Below are 19053 nucleotides of genomic sequence, written 5' to 3' on the forward strand. Positions count from 1 at the left end.
AGCGGGGGAGCGGGGCGCGCTACGGGGAGACCTGTGCCGCGCGCCGCTCCATGGCCCGGCGGGCCGTGTCCTCGCTGTCGTACACCTCGCACATGTGGCGTCCGTCCGGCGTGGCCGTGTGCTCGACCTCCCACAGGGAGACCTCCGCGCCGTCGCGCAGCAGGAACGCGTGCTCGTAGAGCGAGAAGCCGATCCGGGCGCGGCCCGCCCGGCCGGGACCGCCGAAAGCCTGGATGATCTGGTGCCCGCACGCCGTCGTCAGCCGGTCGGCGAGGTCCGCGTCGGGCCGGTCCGCGTTCTCCGCGCGGCGCAGCAGCCGGCGGGCGTGGTCCGCGGAGGCGTCGGGGACGTAGACATGGCGCGGGGCGGGCACGGGCGACAGCTGCACCTGAACCTGCACCGGCAGCTCGAAATCGGGGGTGTCGGGCGGCAGGGCCAGCCGGGAGCCGGCGGTACGCAGCTCCTCCTCGTCGACGTAGACCTCGTGCTGCGGCTCGCCGCCCGGGGTGGTGTTGTGGACCAGCTCCCAGAGTGTGAGCGCCGAACCGTCGGCGAGCAGCCAGGTGTGCCGGTACGTCTCGCGGTGCAGCCCCGCGCTGTGGTGCGCGGAGTGCAGGGAACCGTCGTGCGCCAGCGCGCAGTCCAGTCGCCGTATCGTCTCGTCGGGCAGCTCGAACGAGTTCAGGGCGCGTCCGAGCAGCCGCATGAGGTGCTCCTCCGGAGACTCGGGCGACTCGGGTGGTTCGTACGCTGCCGTCTCGTACGGAACGCTCAAGGTTTCTCCCGGCGTTGCTGCATGTCACCTTGTGGGTGCATACCGTAGCCCCTCGGTCGGACATCATGTCCGGGAACCGAGAAAACGTACGCACGAAAAACGTGGGGGCCGCGCGAAAAGTTTCCGCGCGGCCCGACGAACCGTCAAAAAACCCTGCTCACCGGCGGATCAGGCCGCGCTTTGGGCGGTCCACTCGCTCCAGGGCATGTTCCAGCCGTTGAGGCCGTTGTCCGGCGCGACGGTGTCGTCCGGGGAGTTCTTGACGATCACGACGTCCCCGACGAGCGAGTTGTCGTAGAACCACTTGCCCGGGGTGTCGCCCTGCGCGCCCTGGGCGTCCGCCAGTCCGACGCAGCCGTGGCTGGTGCCCTGGGAGCCGAAGGGCGGATTGCCGCGGTTGTACCAGTAGTTGCCGTGGATGAAGGTGCCGGACTGGCTCAGCCGCATCGCGTGCGGCACGTCCGGGATGTCGTACTCGCCGCCGAACCCGACCGTCGACCCGTTCATCCGCGTCTGCTCGGACTTCTCCGAGATCACCATCTGCCCGTTGTACGTCGGGTTCGCGGCGCTGCCCGCCGAGATCGGCACCGACTTGAGCGTCTTGCCGTCGCGCACCACCGTCATGGTCTGCGTGTTCGCGTCCACCGTGGAGACCTGCGCGCGGCCCACGGTGAAGGTGACGGTCTTCTTCTGCACGCCGTAGACGCCGTTCGCGCCCTCCACGCCGTCCAGGTCGATCTTCATCGTGACCTTGGAGCCGGCCTTCCAGTACTCCTGGGGTCGGAAGTCGAGCCGCTGCCCGCCGAACCAGTGCCCGACCACCTTCTGCCCGCTGCTGGAGGTGACCTCGATGCGCGACTGCACGCTCTTTTTGTCGGTGATCGCCTTGTCGAACGTGAACGACACCGGCATCCCCACCCCGACGGTGCTGCCGCCGTCCGGGGTGTACGTGCCGACGAAGCTGTTGTCCGAGGAGACGGTCGTGAAGACCGAGTCGGCGGCGGCCGTGCGGCCGTTGTCGTCCTTCGCCTGCGCCGTGATGCGGTACTTCGTGCCCCGCTCCAGCTGCTCCTTGGGCTTCCAGGTGCCGCCGTCGCCGGACACCGCGCCCGGTACGGCGGCACCCGTCTCCGCGACGGTCATCCTCACCTCGGTCAGCGTGCCGTCGCTGACCTTCACACCGGTCGAGTTGATCGAGGCGCCGGTCGAGCCGTCCTTGGCCGAGATCACGAGCTTGGCGACCGAGGTGTCGGCTCCCCCGGCACCGCCCTTGCCGTCCTTCTTGTCGTCGGCACTGGCGCTTCCGCCGCAGGCGGTGAGGGTGAGGGCGCCGACCACCAGGGCGGCACAGGCCCCCAGTACGCGCCGCGTGGCTATGTCCGGCGTTGTCACGGGCTGCTCCAGGTTCGGGTGTTGTGCGGTGTTCCGCTTCAGCCGTGTAGAGGGCTCCGGTGGCCCCTGGGGTTCCCACCCGGCCGCCGGGAACGCCGACACGTGACAAAACCCGGACAATCGCAACGCCGCCGGGTCAACTGCCCCCGTACAGCTGCCCGTACGACGGCCAGGCCCCGCCCGGACCGTCCACCGGCTCGGCGGCCCGGACCGCGCGCACGATCGCGCGCGTCACCACGTCCGCGCCCGCCGCCAGCACCTCGTTCAGCGCGAGCGGCTGCCCGGCGTCCAGCGGCCGCTCCCCGGTCGCCAGGGCGAACACCGTGTCCCCGTCGCTGAGCAGGTGCACGGGCCGTACGGCGCGGGCGATGCCGTCGTGCGCGGTGCCGGCCAGCTTCTGCGCCTGCGCCTTGGACAGGCCGGCGTCGGTCGCGACCACGGCGAGCGTGGTGTTCAGCGGCGGCATCGCGTTCCTCGCCGCGACCTCGGCCAGCTGCCGCCCCGCGGCCTCGTGCACGTCCGGCGCCGGATACTCCACCCGCCCGCCGCGGAACAACTCCCCGTACAGCACCCCCGTCTCCGGGTCCGTCACCGAACCCGCCGCGTTGGCCACCACCAGCGCCGCCACCGTGACCCCGGAGTCCAGCACGGTGCTCGCGGTGCCCACGCCGCCCTTGAGGGTGCCGACCACGGCACCCGTGCCCGCCCCGACGCACCCCTCGGCCACCTCGCCGCCCGGCGCGCTCGCGTACGCCGCCTCCGCCGCCGCGTAGCCGGTGGACGCGTCCGGCCTGGCCCGGAAGTCGCCGCCGCGCCCCAGGTCGAAGACGCAGGCCGCGGGCACCACCGGCACCACGTGCGCCGGGTCGGGACCGACCCGTACCCCGCGCCCCCGCTCCTCCAGCCAGGCCATCACGCCCGAGGCCGCGTCGAGCCCGTAGGCGCTGCCGCCGGTCAGCACCACCGCCTGGACCTTCTGCACGAGGTTGCGCGGATCGAGGGCGTCGGTCTCCTTGGTGCCGGGACCGCCGCCGCGCACATCGACACCGGCGACCGCCCCGCCCTCCGGCGCGAGCACCACCGTCGTCCCCGTCAGCCACCCGTCCCCGGTCCGCGTCGCGTGCCCCACCAGCAGACCGGCGACATCCGTCAATGCGTCAACTGTCATACCGCCAGTCTCGTCCAGCCACCGGCGACGGCACGGGAGCCGCCTGAGGCCCGGCAAATATTGGCCAGCCCGGGCAGGCCCGGGCGGACCCCGGTGGACCCCGGCGGGCCCCGGCAGGCCCGGGCGGACCCCGGTGGACCCCGGCGGGCCCGGGCGGATCTTGGCGGGCCCAGGCGGTTTCCGGCGGGGCTGCGGCCGGGTCTCAGGCCGCCGGTGCCGTCGTGCGCCGCTCCCGCTCGGTGCGCCACGCGGTCAGCGACACCCCGGCCGCCACGGTCAGGGCCAGGACGATCCCCGCGACGAGCACCGCCTGGCCGCCCAGGAAGGTGCAGCCGAGCACCAGGAGCGCGGCCACCGGCAGCACCAGCTGCTCGGCGAGGCCCACCTTGAAGTGCCGCGCGTGCAACGCCCACACCGTGAGCAGGAACACCGCCGTCGGCAGGGTCACCGCGGCGGACGCCGCGAGCGTGGAGATGTGCGCCTTGCCCACGGCCTGCTCCACCGCCACCTCCAGCCCCGCCCCGATCGCCGCCGCCGAGGCGAACACCAGATAGTGGCCGTAACCCCACAGGAAGGACTGTCTGCTGGACTTGAGGTAGCTGTGGACGGGCACGACGAAGTAGATCCACCAGGCCGCGAAGACGATCAGCAGTCCACCGGCCGCGATCGGGAGCACCTCGCCCAGCGCGTCGTTCTCCTCGATGCCGGACTTCACCGCGACCGTGGCCGCGGCGATGGTCTCCCCGAGCACGATGATCGTGAGCAGCCCGTACCGCTCGGAGATGTGGTGCGGATGCCAGGACGACGGGTGCTTGCGCTCGGCGATCGCCGGCACGCACAGCTCCAGCACCACCATCACCAGGAACAGCCAGCCGCGGCTGCCCTCCGGCAGGAACAGCAGCCCCAGCCAGCCGATCTGGCAGAGCAGCACACCGGCCGAGTAGGTCCGGGCCATGGTGCTCTCCGGCGTCGCGGCGGACCGGCTCGCCCTGAGCCACTGCGCCGCCATGGCGACCCGCATGATCACGTAGCCGATGACGACGGCCACCCAGTCCTGGTCCTCGAAGGCCCGGGACACCCCCGCCGCCAGGACCAGCACGCCGGCGATCTGGACCAGCGTCACGACCCGGTAGAGGACGTCGTCGTTGTCGTACGCCGAGGCGAACCAGGTGAAGTTCATCCACGCCCACCAGATGGCGAAGAAGACCATCGCGTAGTTGAGGACACCCTCGCCGGCATGTCCCTCCGCGACGGCGTGCACCAGCTGGACGCCCGCCTGGGCGATGGCCACGACGAAGCAGAGGTCGAAGAAGAGCTCCAGCGGCGTGGCGACGCGGTGCTGTTCGTGCCGGTGGCGGGCCTTGAGCCGGCGCACCGGAGGGTGGTCTTCGGGCTGCGGCCCGGAAGGCGCGCTCGCGGAGGAGTAACTGGACATCATGGCTCCCAGCACAGCAGAGACGTGGAGGTGCTTGCACACGGGCCCCGCCGCCGGGAGGGGCGGGGCGCAGGGGACGCCGCCCATGGAGCGAGCCGTACCCTGGGAGCATGAGTACCACCCCCGACCCCGAGACCCCGGCCCCCCGGCCCGCGCTGGTCTTCGACGACCCGCTGGACCAGCAGAGCTCGGACGACACCGACCGCGGCTGGGGCGAGCGGCCCGAGGGCGACAGCGCGGGCGACCTCAAGCGCTTCCTCGACGAGAAGCCGCCCCACCACCTGTGAGCCGCGGGGCCGAGCCCTACGTGCGGTCGTGCCCCGAACCGCGCTGGGCGACCAGCGCGTCGCGGATCTCCTTGAGCACCTCCAGCTCGGAGACCTCGATGACCTCCTCGGCGCTCTCCTTCGCCTTGCGGCGGGCCTCCTGCCGCGCCAGGTACTTCGACATGGGCAGCACCATCAGGAAGTAGACGACGGCCGCCGTGATCAGGAACGTGAGGGTGGCACCCAGCACCGAGCCCCACAGGATCCTGACGCCCGTCGCGCTGTCGCCGGTCCCGGTGCACGGGCCCTTGAGGCAGGAGCTGTAACTGTCCAGGCTCTGCGTGCCGAACGCCCCGACCAACGGGTTGATGACCCCGTCCACCACCGAGTTGACGATCTTGGTGAAGGCGGCGCCGATGACGACCGCCACCGCCAGGTCGATGACGTTGCCGCGCATCAGGAAGGCCTTGAAGCCCTGCCAGACGCTCGGCTCGTTCTTCTCGCTCACGGTGGGAGCACTCCTCGCTTGAACAGGTGCAGGAACCAAACGCTCCGCAACCTACGACAGCGTTGGGCCGTCCTGTCCAATCCGATCCCTCGAACGAGGGACTTGACCGGCTCAGCACAGAGTCACCGCCAACCGCTCCGTGGTACCCGCGCCGACCAGCCGGTGCGCGGTGGCGCGCGGCACCGAGACGACGACCAGCGCCCCGCCCGCCGCCAGGTCCGCCTCGGGCTCCGGCACCTTCGTCACCCGCACACCGCGCGCGATCACGGAGGCGTCGCCCGTACCGCCCGCGCCGGTCGCGACGACGTCGACCCGGTCGCCCGGCCTGAGCAGCCGCACCGTACCCGCGTCGGCGATGCGCACCGGGGCCGCCACCAGCCGGGTGCCGTGGCGTTCGCCCACCGGATCGGCCACCGGGTGTCCTCGAGCCCGCCGCGCGTCCGGCCCGCCGGACCCCGGATGCGGGCCCGCCGCCACCAGCGCGGCGGCGGTGACGGCGAGCCCGGCGGCCAGGGCGCGCCGCCGGTGCGCCACGAGCCGGTGCAGGGCACGGCGCCCGCCGCGCACCCGCACCGGCGCGAAGTGCGGCACCTCGCAGGTGGGCGGCGCGTCGGTGCCGGGCGGAAGCGGGGACGGGAACGCCGAGGGTGAGGGGAACGAGGAAGAGGGCGAGGGGGAGGGGAACGAGGAAGAGGAAGAGGGGAACGAGGGGGAGGGGGAGGAGGACGCGGGAAGGGAAGGCAGGGCGGGACGGAACACGGTGACCACCACCTGGGACGAGGGACCGGCTTGCGCTCCCACGATGAGCCTTTTCGCCCGGCCCCGCCGGAGCCCGTGCACTACCGACCGGTTGTGGAAAACTCCCTCACCGGAACGAGCCGTTCCGATGCCCCGCCCCCAGCGCACCCCCTACGGCAGCGCGATCCCCGGGTCCATCCCGCCCAGCGCCGCCCCGCACGGGCAGTCCCGCTCGCCGGTGGCGGGCAACGCGGCCACCGCGTCGAACAGGACGCCCCGCAGCCGGTCGACGTTCGCCGCGAACACCCGCAGCACCTCCTCGTGCGAGACGCCCTCGCCGCTCTCCGCACCGGCGTCGAGGTCGGTCACCAGGGTCAGCGAGGTGTAGCAGAGCTCCAGCTCGCGGGCGAGAGCCGCCTCCGGGTGGCCGGTCATGCCCACCACCGACCAGCCCTGCGCCCGGTGCCACAGGGACTCCGCGCGGGTCCCGAAGCGGGGCCCCTCGACCACGACCAGGGTGCCGCCGTCCACGGGCTCCCACCCCCGCCCCCGGGCCGCCTTCAACGCGGCGGCCCGTCCGGTGGGGCAGTACGGGTCGGCCAGCGACACGTGCACCACGTTGGGCACCGTGCCCTCGGGCAGCGGCAGCCCGTCGAAATAGGTCGACGGGCGGGACTGCGTGCGGTCGACGAACTGGTCCGGCACCAGCAGCGTCCCCGGCCCGTACTCGGGGCGCAGACCGCCGACGGCGCACGGGCCGAAGACCTGGCGCGCACCCACCGAGCGCAGCGCCCACAGATTGGCGCGGTAGTTGATCCGGTGCGGCGGCAGATGGTGGCCGCGGCCGTGCCGGGGGAGGAAAGCGACCCGCCGGCCGGCGACCTCGCCGACGAAGAGGGAGTCGCTGGGCGGTCCGTAGGGGGTGTCCACCCGGACCTCGGTGACGTCGTCGAGGAACGAGTAGAACCCGGAGCCCCCGATCACGCCGATCTCGGCACGCACGCCCTCGGCCTGTGTGTTCTCGGCCCGCACCTGCTCGGCCTGCACCTGCTCGGCCGTCACCTTGTTCGCCATGCCCGCACCCTAACCGGCCCGCACCACGCCGAGGACCCCGTCGTCGGACGACGACAGGGTCTCGTAAGGAACGGTGTCCCGCGCGGGCGGTGAGAAGCGGCTGCTACGCGGCGGTGGAGCCGGCGGAGGAACTGCCGGAGCCCGAGGAGGACGACGACGAGGACGAGGACGACGAGCCCGAGTCCGACGACGAAGAAGCCGACGACGAGGCCGCCTTCGAGGACGACGACGCCGGCGAGCTGCTCGACGAGCTGCCGCGGCTGTCGTTGCGGTAGAAGCCGGAACCCTTGAAGACGATGCCTACGGCCGAGAACACCTTCTTCAGGCGGCCCTGGCAGTTCGGGCACTCGGTGAGGGCGTCGTCGGTGAACTTCTGCACCGCCTCGAGGCCCTCGCCGCACTCGGTGCACTGGTACTGGTACGTCGGCACTGTCTTCCTCCTGGCACTCTCACTCGATGAGTGCTAACGACGGTCTATAGTGACCTATTCCTCGGGATCAGTCCACTGTGGCGGGCGCGCGGTGACCGACACCACGTGCGACCGTGCGGCCGTGGGGCCGGGTCGCCAGCCGCGAGCGCAGCGCCACCAGGACCACCAGCGCCAGGACCGTGCCGCCCATCGGCACCAGGAATCCGGCGCCGCCCCACCAGCGGTCCTCCAGCTGTCCGGCGACGGTCACGGCCGCCGCCTGGCCCAGCGCGACGGCGCCGGTCAGCCAGGTGAAGGCCTCGGTACGGGCGCCCGCCGGGACCAGGCCCTCGACCAGGGTGTACCCGGTGACGATGGCGGGCGCGATGCACATGCCGACCAGCAGGCCGAGACCGGCCAGCACGAGTACCGAGTGCGCGGCCCACAGGCCGGACGCGGTCAGTGCGAGGGCGGCGTAGCCGACCAGGAGGCGCCGCTGCGGGGCCACCTTCCAGGCGATGGCGCCGCAGGCCAGGCCGGAGATCATGTTGCCCGCCGCGAAGACGCCGTACAGGACGCCGTTCAGACCGGGCTCGCCGATCGACTCGGTGAACGCCGCCAGCGACACCTGCATGCCGCCGAAGACGGAACCGATGCCCAGGAAGACGACGATCAGCACGCGCACGCCGGGGACGCGCAGCGCGGAAACGTGCTCCACGCGCGCGTGGCCGCCGTCGGCGCCACCCACGACGGGCTGGGTGCTCTTCCGCGCGGCGAACAGCAGACCGCCCACCAGGGTGAGCGCGGCCTCCGTGACCAGGCCCGCCGCCGGGTCGACGGCGGTGCACAGGGCGGTGGCCAGCAGGGGACCGAGGACGAAGGTCAGCTCGTCGGTGACGGACTCGAAGGCGGCCGCCGTGCTCAGCAGCGGGGAGTCCTTGAGCCGCGCGGCCCAGCGGGCCCGCACCATGGGCCCGACCTGCGGCACCGACGCACCGGTGGGCACCGCCGCGAGGAACAGCGCCCACAGGGGCGCGTCCGCGAGCGCGAGGGCGGTCAGGGTCAGGCCGGCCGCCGCGTGCACGAGCACGCCGGGCAGCAGGACGGCGCGCTGCCCGTAGCGGTCGGCGAGCCGGCCGCTGTACGGGGCGAACACGGCCATGGAGACGCCGGTGACGGCCGCGGCGGCGCCCGCGACGCCGTAGGAGCCGGTGGTGTGCTGCACCAGCAGCACGATGGAGAGCGTGAGCATGGCGAACGGCTGGCGTGCCGCGAAGCCGGGGAGCAGGAACGTCCAGGCGCCGCGGGTGCGCAGCAGCTGCCCGTATCCCGGACGGGTGACCGTGGATGCCACGGCCCGTGCCTTTCTGCCGCCTGGTAGCGCGGTCCCGGTGCGTGATGTGGTCGTACGGGAGCGCCGAGAGCTGTCCACTTGCGCGGACTGCGGTAGATGCCGGAGCCCGCGTGGATGAGGGGGCGATCCGGCCGCCATACGGTCGCGCCAGCTCTGCTTCAGACAGAGGTGGTTCGATCAGGTGCGGCCTTCATCGTACAGGGAGTGCGACGGGCGCGGCCTGTGAAAGGGGGCACCCCACGCACGGTCACCTGCGATTGCGGCGGCCTGTGAAAGAGGCTCCCTTCGCACGGTCACCTGCGATTGCGGCGGGCGGCCTCGGTGCCCGCGGTGCCCAGCCAGCCGGCCAGCTTGCCGCCGTGGCCGACCGCGCGCAGCCGCGCCTCGGCGGCGTCCCGGACCGGGTCCGTGGCGACCACCAGGAGTTCGTCGCCGCGGCGCAGCCCCGTGGTCGGCAGCGGTACGAAGGACGTCCCGTCGCGGACGACCAGGGTGACGGCGGCCCCGGTGGGCAGCCGCAGCTCGTTGACCTCGACGCCGTGCATCTTCGAACCCTCGGGGATCGTCACCGACAGCAGGTGCCCGCGCAGCCGCTCCAGCGGCGCCGACTCGATGCCGAGGTCGGCCGCCTCGTCCCCCGTGCCCAGGTGCAGCTTCCGGGCCAGCCACGGCAGCGTCGGACCCTGCACCAGGGTGTAGACGACGACCAGCACGAAGACGATGTTGAAGATGCGGTGGCTGCCCGCGACGCCCTCCACCATGGGGATCGTCGCCAGGATGATGGGCACCGCGCCGCGCAGCCCGGCCCACGACATCAGGGCCTGCTCCTGCCACGGCACCCGGAAGGGCACCAGGCACAGCACGACGCTCAGCGGGCGCGCCACCATGGTGAGCACCAGCCCGATGACCAGGGCGGGCAGGATGTCGTCGCCCAGCTCGTGCGGGGTGACCAGCAGGCCGAGCAGCACGAACATGCCGATCTGGGCGAGCCAGCCCAGCCCGTCGGCGAACCCCCGGGTGGCGGGCCAGTGCGGCAGCCGTGCGTTGCCCATGACCATCGAGGCGAGGTAGACGGCCAGGAATCCGCTGCCGTGGACCATCGCGCCGGCCGCGTAGGCCGCGATGGCGATCGACATCACGGCGATGGGGTAGAGGCCGGAGGCGGGCAGTGCCACGTGCTTCAGCCCCCACGACCCCAGCCAGCCGACCGCGAGTCCGATGGCCGCGCCGATGGCCAGCTCCAGGGCGATCTCGCCGATGAGCACGTACCAGTGCTCGATCGGACCGGCCGTGGAGAAGGCGACCACGAGGATGACCACCGGGGCGTCGTTGAAGCCGGACTCGGCCTCCAGCGTGCCCGTTATCCGCTTGGGCAGCGGAATCCGGCGCAGCACGGAGAAGACGGCCGCGGCGTCCGTGGAGGAGACCACGGCTCCGACGATCAGTGCCTGCCGCCACTCGAGACCGGTCAGGTAGTGCGCGCCCGCCGCGGTCACGCCGACGCTCACCGCCACTCCGCCCAGGGCCAGCGCGGAGGCGGCCGGCAGGGCCGGTTTCGCCTCTTTCCACTTCGTGCCGAGTCCGCCCTCGGCCAGGATCACGACGAGGGCCCCGTAGCCGATGACCTGGACCAGTTCGGCGTTGTCGAACTTGATGTCGCCGATGCCGTCCTGGCCCATGGCGACGCCGATCGCCAGGTAGACGAGCAGGCTGGGGAGCCCGCTGCGCGAGGAGATCCGGACCGCCGCCACGGCGATGAGCAGGACGAGCGAGCAGACGAGCAGGAGCTGGTTGAGGTGGTGGACAGTCAGCGGCCGTTCCCTTCCCTGGCGCACAGCATGGATCACAGCGCGGGTGAGCGCGCGCTCGGCGCGCGAGGCGTACCCCGGCGGTGCACCGGCGCACCACCCCATGGCACACGAATCCGGCATGCTCTGCGGGCAACTACTTCGTTACCTTACCTAACTCTTGACGCTTTCTTGACGCTGGTCCTGGCAAGATCGAACGCCCGTGCGTCCCTGTACCCGACTCCGCGTCAAGGCGGAGCCGGGCCTGCGCCTAGAGTTGCTCCAGCGTTCGGCGTTCCGCGCCGGGCGCTCAGTACGAAGCACAGCCCGCCCCTGCCGCTCGTGTTAGGACAGCAAGGACAGCGATGCCCCCCACCACCACCGCCTCCACGGGTCAGCAGCCCGGCACGTCCGGCAGGAAGAAGGGGCGCAAGGGGCGCAAGGGCCGCAAGGGCCGCCTGCTCGTCCTCGTGCTGGTCCTGGCCCTCATCGGCGGCCTCGCCTACGGGGCGTACTGGTCGATCAGCACCGTCCGCGCGTCCTTCCCGCAGACCAAGGGCTCGATCTCGCTGAAAGGCCTGTCGGGACCGGTCGACGTCAAGCGCGACGGGTACGGCATCCCGCAGATCTACGCCTCCACCGAGGAGGACCTGTTCATGGCGCAGGGCTACGTCCAGGCGCAGGACCGGTTCTACGAGATGGACGTCCGCCGGCACATGACCGCCGGGCGCCTGTCGGAGATGTTCGGCAAGGGGCAGATCGACAACGACGAGTTCCTGCGCACCCTGGGCTGGCACCGGGTGGCGAAGAAGGAGTACGACGAGAAGCTGTCGGACTCCACCAAGAAGTACCTCCAGGCCTATTCCAAGGGCGTCAACGCCTACCTGAAGGGCAAGGACGGCGCGGACATCTCCCTGGAGTACGCGGCTCTCGGCTTCACCAACGACTACAAGCCCCAGGAGTGGACCCCGGTCGACTCGGTGGCCTGGCTGAAGGCGATGGCCTGGGACCTGCGCGGCAACATGCAGGACGAGGTCGACCGCGCGCTGATGACCAGCCGCCTGGGCCCCAAGCAGATCGCCGACCTGTACCCGGCCTACCCGTACGACCGCAACAAGGCGATCGTCCAGGAGGGCCAGTACGACGAGCTCACCCAGACGTTCGACGGCGGCGACGGCGGTTCGTCGGGCAGCGGTGACAGCGACGGCACCGGCACAGGGACGGGGACGGGCACGGGCACGGGCACCGGCACGGGTACAGGAACCGGGACGGGAACCGGTACGGGGACCGGCTCCGGAAGTGCCCTTCAGGGCCAGCTGGCCGGCCTCCAGGAAGTCCTGGACGACGTCCCCACCGCCGTCGGCGTGAACGGCAACGGCATCGGCTCCAACTCCTGGGTCGTCTCCGGCAAGCACACCATCACCGGCAAGCCGCTGCTGGCCAACGACCCGCACCTGTCGCCGTCCCTGCCGTCCGTCTGGTACCAGATGGGCCTGCACTGCCGCACCGTCTCCGACAAGTGCCGCTACGACGTGGCCGGCTACACCTTCGCGGGCATGCCCGGCGTGGTCGTCGGCCACAACCAGGAGATTGCCTGGGGCCTGACCAACTCCGGCGCCGACGTCACCGACCTCTACCTGGAGAAGATCACCGGCGAGGGCTACCAGTACGACGGCAAGGTGGTCCCCTTTGAGACGCGTGAGGAGACCATCAAGGTCGCCGGCGGCGACTCCAAGAAGATCGTCGTCCGCGAGACCAACAACGGACCCCTGCTCTCCGACCGCGACGACGAACTGGTGAAGACCGGCAAGAAGGCCACCGTCGACAGCGCCGCCCCCGACCGAGGCGACGGCTACGGCGTCGCCCTGCGCTGGACCGCGCTGGAGGCGGGCACCAGCATGGACGCCGTCTTCGCGATCGACCGGGCGCAGAACTGGGACGACTTCCGTGAGGCCGCCACCCTGTTCGACGTGCCCTCGCAGAACCTGGTCTACGCCGACAGCGAGCACATCGGCTACACGCTGCCCGGCCGGATCCCGGTGCGCGCCGAGGGCCACGACGGCTCGGTCCCGGCGCCGGGCTGGAGCTCCAAGTACCGCTGGACCGGCGAGTACATCGACCAGGACGAGCTGCCCTACGAGTACGACCCGGAGCGCGGCTACATCGTGACGGCCAATCAGGCCGTCGTCGACGAGGACAAGTACCCGTACACGCTCACCACGGACTGGGGCTACGGCGCCCGCAGCCAGCGCATCACCTCCCTGATCGAGCAGAAGATCAAGGACGGCGGCAAGATCTCCACGGACGACATGCGCCAGATGCAGCTGGACAACAGCAGCGAGATGGCCAAGCTGCTCGTGCCCCAGCTGCTGAAGATCGACATCGCCGACAAGGACGTCCGCGAGGCGCAGAAGCTGCTGGAGGGCTGGGACTACACCCAGGACGCCGACTCGGCCGCCGCCGCGTACTTCAACGCGGTCTGGCGCAACATCCTCAAGCTCGCCTTCGGCAACAAGCTGCCCAAGGAGCTGCGGGTCGAGGGCCAGTGCCTGTGGGTCGACCCGGTCAACACCACCGGCCCCGCGGACGAGACCAACAAGGTCCGCGAGTGCGGCCAGCGCGAGGCCGGCCAGGCGCAGCCGGACGGCGGCGACCGCTGGTTCGAGGTGGTCCGCACGCTGCTGGAGAAGCCCAAGAGCGACTGGTGGACGACGCCCGCCAACGGCACCCGCAAGGGCGCCGACCACAACCGCGACGACCTGTTCAAGCGCGCCATGATCGACGCCCGCTGGGAGCTGACCGCCAAGCTCGGCAAGGACATCGACACCTGGAACTGGGGCCGGCTGCACCGCCTGTTCCTGAAGAACCAGACCCTGGGCACCGAGGGCCCCGGCTTCCTGAAGTACGCCCTCAACCGCGGCCCCTGGAAGCTCAGCGGCGGCGAGGCGGCGGTCAACGCCTCCGGCTGGAACGCGGCCGGCGGCTACGGGGTGATCTGGGTGCCGTCCATGCGGATGGTGGTCAACCTCGGGGACCTCGACAAGTCCCGCTGGATCAACCTCACCGGCGCCTCCGGACACGCCTACAGCGCCCACTACACCGACCAGACCGACAAGTGGGCCAACGGCGAACTGCTGCCGTGGTCCTTCTCGAAGAAGGCCGTCGACGAGAGCACGAGCGACACGCTGGTGCTCAAGCCGTAGCCGCCCCGCACCCGTCGCACGAGAACGGCCTCCACGCGCGCGTGGAGGCCGTTTCCCGTCATTCCCGTCATTCCCGCCTCCCCGGCGTCAGCGGAATCTGCGCACCGCCGACGGCGTCACCACCGCGTCCACCGGCCGGTCGTGCGGCTCCGCGGGGACGTGCGCGACGACTTCGCGGTCGTACAGCAGCACCAGCAGCGCGGGACGCGCGCCCGCCGCCGCCAGCCGCGCCAGCACCCGGTCGTACGAGCCGCCGCCGCGCCCCAGGCGCAGGCCCCGGCCGTCCACCGCGACCCCCGGCAGCAGCACGACGTCCGCCCGCGTCACCGCGTCCGGCCCCAGCCGCTCACCGGCGGGCTCGACCAGCTCCATCCGCCCGCCGTGCCGCACGCGCGCGAGGGAGCCCTCCCCGGTGTACTCGCCCCAGTCCAGGTCGTTGTCCGGCAGCAGCGCGGGCAGCAGCACGCGCACACCCCGCGCGCGCAGCGCGTCCAGGAGCGCGAGGGTGCCCGGCTCGGCGCCCACCGAGACGTACGCCGCCACGGCGCGCGCCCCCGTCACCTCCGGCAGCCCGAGCGCCCGCCCGGCCAGCGCCTCGGCGGCTTCCCGCACGTCGTCCGGCGTCAACCTGTTCCTCGCCGCGAGGAAAGACCGCCGCAACGTCCGCTTGTCAGGTTCGTCCACAGGGCCTGGATGAGACATCGGTGACTCCCGTACCGCGCTAATGCGCTCATATGAGCGCCTATGATCCCGAGTCACAGATTCTCCCTATAGGCACCGGATATGGTGGCGCGCATGACTCAGTCCCACCCCAGGATCAGCAAGGCTGTCATCCCAGCAGCCGGTCTCGGTACCCGGTTCCTGCCGGCCACCAAGGCCACTCCCAAGGAGATGCTGCCGGTCGTCGACAAGCCGGCGATCCAGTACGTGGTCGAAGAGGCCGTGGCCGCGGGCCTCGGCGACGTCCTCATGGTCACGGGCCGCAACAAGCGCCCCCTGGAAGACCACTTCGACCGCAACTACGAACTGGAGTCCGCCCTCCAGAAGAAGGGCGACGCGGGCCGCCTGGCCAAGGTCCAGGAGTCCAGCGACCTCGCGATGATGCACTACGTCCGCCAGGGCGACCCCAAGGGCCTCGGCCACGCCGTACTGTGCGCCGCCCCGCACGTCGGCCACGAGCCCTTCGCGGTCCTGCTCGGCGACGACCTGATCGACCCGCGCGACCCGCTGCTCCAGCGCATGATCGACGTCCAGGAGCAGTACGGCGGCAGTGTGATCGCCCTCATGGAGGTCGCGCCGGAGCAGATCCACCTCTACGGCTGCGCGGCCGTGGAGAGCACCGAGGACAGCGACGTCGTCAAGGTCGGCGGACTGGTCGAGAAGCCCGACGCGGCCGACGCCCCGTCCAACTACGCCATCATCGGCCGTTACGTCCTCGACCCGCACATCTTCGACATACTCCGCAAGACCGAGCCCGGCCGCGGCAACGAGATCCAGTTGACCGACGCCCTCCAGCGGCTCGCCGAGGACGAGTCCGTGGGCGGCCCGGTGCACGGCGTGGTCTTCAAGGGCCGCCGCTATGACACCGGTGACCGCGGCGACTACCTGCGTGCCATTGTCAGACTCGCATGCGAACGTGAAGACCTGGGCCCGGACTTCCGGACCTGGCTTCGCAGTTACGTAGCCGAGGAGATGTAAGGACGTTGAGCAGCAGCGCACACCGTGACACCGGCCACGACCACGCCGCGGGCCCCGGCCCGGACCGGCTGTGGTCGGTGCAGGACCACTTGGACGACGTCCTGTCCACCGTCCGCCCCCTGGACCCGATCGAGCTGAACCTGCTCGACGCCCAGGGGTGCGTCCTGGTCGACGACATCGCGGTGCCGCTGTCCCTGCCGCCGTTCGACAACAGCTCCATGGACGGGTACGCGGTGCGGGTCACCGACGTCGCCGGTGCCAGCGAGGAGTTCCCCGCCGTCCTGGAGGTCGTCGGGGACGTCGCCGCCGGCCAGACCGACCCGGTCGCCGTGGGCCCCGGCCAGGCCGCCCGGATCATGACCGGCGCCCCGCTCCCGCCCGGCGCGGAGGCCGTCGTCCCCGTGGAGTGGACCGACGGCGGGCTCGGCGAGGGCCACGTGGCCGGAATGCGCGCCCGCAGCCTGGCCCCGGAGGGCGCCGAGGGACACGTCCACGTGTACCGGCCGGCCGGAGAACGCGCGCACGTCCGGGCGCGGGGCAGCGACGTCCGCTCCGGCGACCGCGCCCTGGCGGCCGGTACGGTCCTCGGTCCCCCGCAGATCGGCCTGCTCGCCGCGATCGGCCGGGGCACGGTCCGGGTGCGCCCGCGCCCGCGCGTGGTGGTGCTCTCCACCGGCAGCGAACTCGTGCAGCCCGACGAGCAGCTGGCGTCCGGTCAGATCTACGACTCCAACAGCTTCGCCCTCACCGCGGCCGCCCGGGACGCCGGTGCCATCGCCTACCGGGTGGGCGCGGTCGCCGACGACGCCGAGACGCTGCGGTCCACCATCGAGGACCAACTGGTGCGCGCCGACCTGATGGTCACCACCGGCGGCGTGAGCGTCGGGGCGTACGACGTGGTCAAGGAGGCGCTGGCGCACGTCGGCGACGAGGACGAGCCGGGCGGCGGCGTGGACTTCCGCAAGCTCGCCATGCAGCCCGGCAAGCCCCAGGGCTTCGGGTCCATCGGCCCCGACCACACCCCGCTGCTCGCCCTGCCGGGCAACCCGGTCTCGTCGTATGTCTCCTTCGAGCTGTTCGTGCGCCCCGCGATCCGCACCCTCATGGGCCTGCCCGACGTGCACCGCCCGACGGTCACCGCGTCCCTGACCGCGGACAAGGCGCTGTCCTCGCCGAAGGGCCGCCGGCAGTTCCTGCGGGGCAGCCACGCCGGCGGATCGGTCACCCCGGTCGGCGGCTCCGGCTCCCACCTCGTGGCCGCCCTCGCGCACGCGAACGCGCTGATCGTCGTCCCCGAGGACACCGAGTCCGTCGAGCCCGGCACCCAGGTCGAGGTGGTCCTGCTCGGCTGAGCGGGCCCCGATGGCGGTACCGTGTCGCGCACAGCAGGCCCACGCCCCGCACCGCGCCGGGCCACGACCGGGAGCGCCACACGAGCATGAGTACGCAGGACCGACCGCCGAGCAGCGGACAGGACCCGCAAGGCCGGCTGACACACATCGACGAGGCGGGCGCCGCCCGGATGGTCGACGTCTCCGGCAAGGACGTGACCGCCCGCACCGCCCGCGCCACTGGACGCGTCCTCGTCGCGCCCCGCGTGGTCGAGCTGCTGCGCGGCGAGGGCGTGCCGAAGGGCGACGCCCTGGCCACCGCCCGGATCGCGGGCATCATGGGCGCCAAACGCACCCCCGACCTGATTCCCTTGTGCCACCCGTTGGCCCTCTCCGGTGTGAAACTGGACCTGTCGGTCGCGGACGACGCCGTGGAGATCACCGCCACGGTGCGCACGACGGATCGCACGGGCGTCGAGATGGAGGCGCTCACCGCGGTCTCCGTCGCCGCGCTCACCGTGGTCGACATGGTCAAGGCGGTCGACAAGGGAGCGGTCATCACGGACGTGCGGGTGGAGCAGAAGACGGGCGGCAAGTCCGGCGACTGGACCAGGTCATGACGCCGGACGACGGCGCGGGAGGAGCCCTCCCCGGGCCGTACGCCGCCCTGGTCGTCACGGCGTCCAACCGGGCCGCCGCCGGTGTCTACGAGGACAAGGGCGGACCGCTGATCGCCGAGGGCCTGCGCCGCTTCGGCTTCGCCGTCGACGGCCCGCAGGTCGTCCCCGACGGCGACCCCGTCGAAGCCGCCCTCCGCGCGGGCGCCGCAGCGGGCTACGACGTGATCGTCACCACCGGCGGCACCGGCATCTCGCCGACCGACCGCACCCCCGAGGCGACCCGGGCGGTGATCGACCACGAGGTGCCGGGCATCGCGGAGGCCATCCGGGCCTACGGCCGGGACAAGGTGCCGACCGCGGCGCTGTCCAGGGGGCTGGCCGGAGTGGCGGACCGGACGCTGATCGTCAACCTGCCGGGCTCCTCGGGCGGGGTGAAGGACGGCCTCGCCGTGCTGGAGCCGCTGCTGAAGCACGCCGTGGACCAGCTGCGCGGCGGCGACCACCCGAGATCCTCCAGCGGGGGTGCGAGCTGAACAGCCCGTCCTGGCCCGCCGAGCTGAGGGACGGCGACATCGTCCTGAGGCCGATAAGGCTGCGCGACCAGCGGTCCTGGCGCGAGGTCAACCGGCGCAACCGGGACTGGCTGCGCCCCTGGGAGGCCACCATCCCGCCGCCCGGACCCGGCGGCCCGATCGCGCACCGGCCGACCTACCGCCAGATGGTGCGGCACCTGCGCTCCGAGGCCCACGCGGGCCGGATGCTGCCCTTCGTCATCGAGTACCAGGGGCGGCTGGTCGGCCAGTTGACGGTGGCCGGCATCACCTGGGGCTCGATGTGCTCGGGGCACGTCGGTTACTGGGTGGACGAGGCGGTGGCCGGCCGCGGGGTGATGCCGACGGCCGTGGCGATGGCCGTGGACCACTGTTTCCGCACCGTCGGGCTGCACCGCGTCGAGGTCTGCATTCGCCCCGAGAACGCGCCCAGCCGCCGGGTCGTGGAGAAACTCGGATTCCGCGAGGAGGGCCTCAGGCCGCGATATCTGCACATCGACGGAGCCTGGCGGGACCACCTCGTCTTCGCGCTCACCGCGGAAGAGGTTCCCGAGGGCATGCTGCGGCGATGGCACCGGTCACGGCACCGCGGCACCCCGAGCGCCGGAAACACCGGCACCCCGGGCAACCCCGGCACGGCCGGCAACCCCGGTAATTGAATAAACGTTCGAAATTGATCGGGTCGCGACCATCCGGAAGCGGATAATTTCGCGGCCCTGGCAGTCGGCTGATCGGATCAGTCGC

Annotated in this window: 18 protein-coding genes; 7 read left to right on the forward strand and 11 right to left on the reverse strand. The window is 71.9% G+C overall.

Going from position 1 to position 19053, the window contains the following annotated elements; genetic code table 11:
* Positions 1 to 19: 19 nt before the first annotated feature.
* From B9W62_RS22500 to B9W62_RS22515, 4 genes are all read right to left on the reverse strand, one after another.
* Complete coding sequence (locus B9W62_RS22500; protein ID WP_179235612.1) at positions 20 to 775, reverse strand: DUF6227 family protein; 756 nt, start codon at positions 773 to 775, stop codon at positions 20 to 22.
* Between the two features lie 168 nt (positions 776 to 943).
* The gene (locus tag B9W62_RS22505) at positions 944 to 2167 is read right to left on the reverse strand and encodes a L,D-transpeptidase (RefSeq protein ID WP_087808857.1); all 1224 of its coding nucleotides are present in this window, start codon (positions 2165 to 2167) and stop codon (positions 944 to 946) included.
* Between the two features lie 136 nt (positions 2168 to 2303).
* Complete coding sequence (locus tag B9W62_RS22510) at positions 2304 to 3335, reverse strand: P1 family peptidase (RefSeq protein ID WP_087808858.1); 1032 nt, start codon at positions 3333 to 3335, stop codon at positions 2304 to 2306.
* Between the two features lie 202 nt (positions 3336 to 3537).
* On the reverse strand, positions 3538 to 4770 hold the full coding sequence (locus tag B9W62_RS22515; protein ID WP_179236082.1) for a low temperature requirement protein A: 1233 nt from the start codon (positions 4768 to 4770) through the stop codon (positions 3538 to 3540).
* Between the two features lie 110 nt (positions 4771 to 4880).
* On the opposite strand from B9W62_RS22515, the gene B9W62_RS22520 reads away from it, so the two are divergent.
* Positions 4881 to 5057 (forward strand): hypothetical protein, encoded by a 177-nt coding sequence (locus tag B9W62_RS22520; RefSeq protein ID WP_087808860.1) that lies wholly within the window; start codon positions 4881 to 4883, stop codon positions 5055 to 5057.
* Positions 5058 to 5073: 16 nt separating this feature from the next.
* On the opposite strand, the gene mscL is transcribed toward B9W62_RS22520, so the two are convergent.
* From mscL to B9W62_RS22550, 6 genes are all read right to left on the reverse strand, one after another.
* The gene (gene mscL / locus B9W62_RS22525) at positions 5074 to 5544 is read right to left on the reverse strand and encodes a large conductance mechanosensitive channel protein MscL (RefSeq protein ID WP_087808861.1); all 471 of its coding nucleotides are present in this window, start codon (positions 5542 to 5544) and stop codon (positions 5074 to 5076) included.
* A 111-nt stretch (positions 5545 to 5655) separates the two neighbouring features.
* The gene (locus B9W62_RS22530) at positions 5656 to 6135 is read right to left on the reverse strand and encodes a CpaB family protein (protein WP_087808862.1); all 480 of its coding nucleotides are present in this window, start codon (positions 6133 to 6135) and stop codon (positions 5656 to 5658) included.
* Between the two features lie 318 nt (positions 6136 to 6453).
* Positions 6454 to 7356, reverse strand: a complete 903-nt coding sequence (locus B9W62_RS22535; RefSeq protein WP_256976553.1) for an S-methyl-5'-thioadenosine phosphorylase — start codon at positions 7354 to 7356, stop codon at positions 6454 to 6456.
* Between the two features lie 103 nt (positions 7357 to 7459).
* A complete protein-coding gene (locus B9W62_RS22540; protein ID WP_087808863.1) occupies positions 7460 to 7786 on the reverse strand; it encodes an FmdB family zinc ribbon protein in 327 nt (108 codons plus the stop codon).
* A gap of 67 nt (positions 7787 to 7853) precedes the next feature.
* Positions 7854 to 9119, reverse strand: coding sequence for an MFS transporter (locus B9W62_RS22545; protein WP_087808864.1), 1266 nt, complete (start codon positions 9117 to 9119; stop codon positions 7854 to 7856).
* 293 nt (positions 9120 to 9412) lie between these two features.
* A complete protein-coding gene (locus B9W62_RS22550; RefSeq protein WP_373433742.1) occupies positions 9413 to 11032 on the reverse strand; it encodes a potassium/proton antiporter in 1620 nt (539 codons plus the stop codon).
* Between the two features lie 239 nt (positions 11033 to 11271).
* Between B9W62_RS22550 and B9W62_RS22555 the strand changes: the two genes are divergently transcribed.
* Positions 11272 to 14109: a penicillin acylase family protein gene (locus B9W62_RS22555; RefSeq protein WP_087808865.1), complete on the forward strand. Its 2838-nt coding sequence runs from the start codon at positions 11272 to 11274 to the stop codon at positions 14107 to 14109.
* An 87-nt stretch (positions 14110 to 14196) separates the two neighbouring features.
* Here the strand turns inward: B9W62_RS22555 and B9W62_RS22560 are convergent, their stop codons facing one another.
* Positions 14197 to 14811, reverse strand: a complete 615-nt coding sequence (locus tag B9W62_RS22560) for a 5-formyltetrahydrofolate cyclo-ligase (protein ID WP_087808866.1) — start codon at positions 14809 to 14811, stop codon at positions 14197 to 14199.
* Positions 14812 to 14904: 93 nt separating this feature from the next.
* On the opposite strand from B9W62_RS22560, the gene galU reads away from it, so the two are divergent.
* The 5 genes from galU to B9W62_RS22585 all read left to right on the forward strand — a co-directional run bounded on the left by galU (position 14905) and on the right by B9W62_RS22585 (position 18968).
* Positions 14905 to 15807 (forward strand): UTP--glucose-1-phosphate uridylyltransferase GalU, encoded by a 903-nt coding sequence (galU, locus tag B9W62_RS22565; RefSeq protein ID WP_059301250.1) that lies wholly within the window; start codon positions 14905 to 14907, stop codon positions 15805 to 15807.
* 5 nt (positions 15808 to 15812) lie between these two features.
* Positions 15813 to 17159: a molybdotransferase-like divisome protein Glp gene (glp, locus tag B9W62_RS22570; RefSeq protein ID WP_373433697.1), complete on the forward strand. Its 1347-nt coding sequence runs from the start codon at positions 15813 to 15815 to the stop codon at positions 17157 to 17159.
* 86 nt (positions 17160 to 17245) lie between these two features.
* A complete protein-coding gene (gene moaC / locus B9W62_RS22575) occupies positions 17246 to 17758 on the forward strand; it encodes a cyclic pyranopterin monophosphate synthase MoaC (RefSeq protein WP_059301249.1) in 513 nt (170 codons plus the stop codon).
* Positions 17755 to 18291, forward strand: coding sequence for a MogA/MoaB family molybdenum cofactor biosynthesis protein (locus tag B9W62_RS22580; protein ID WP_087808867.1), 537 nt, complete (start codon positions 17755 to 17757; stop codon positions 18289 to 18291). The genes moaC and B9W62_RS22580 overlap by 4 nt, the downstream gene beginning before the upstream one ends.
* Positions 18288 to 18968 (forward strand): GNAT family N-acetyltransferase, encoded by a 681-nt coding sequence (locus B9W62_RS22585; protein WP_087808868.1) that lies wholly within the window; start codon positions 18288 to 18290, stop codon positions 18966 to 18968. The genes B9W62_RS22580 and B9W62_RS22585 overlap by 4 nt, the downstream gene beginning before the upstream one ends.
* Positions 18969 to 19053 lie beyond the last annotated feature (85 nt).

It is taken from the genome of Streptomyces sp. CS113, from assembly GCF_002188365.1.
Taxonomy (GTDB): domain Bacteria; phylum Actinomycetota; class Actinomycetes; order Streptomycetales; family Streptomycetaceae; genus Streptomyces; species Streptomyces tendae.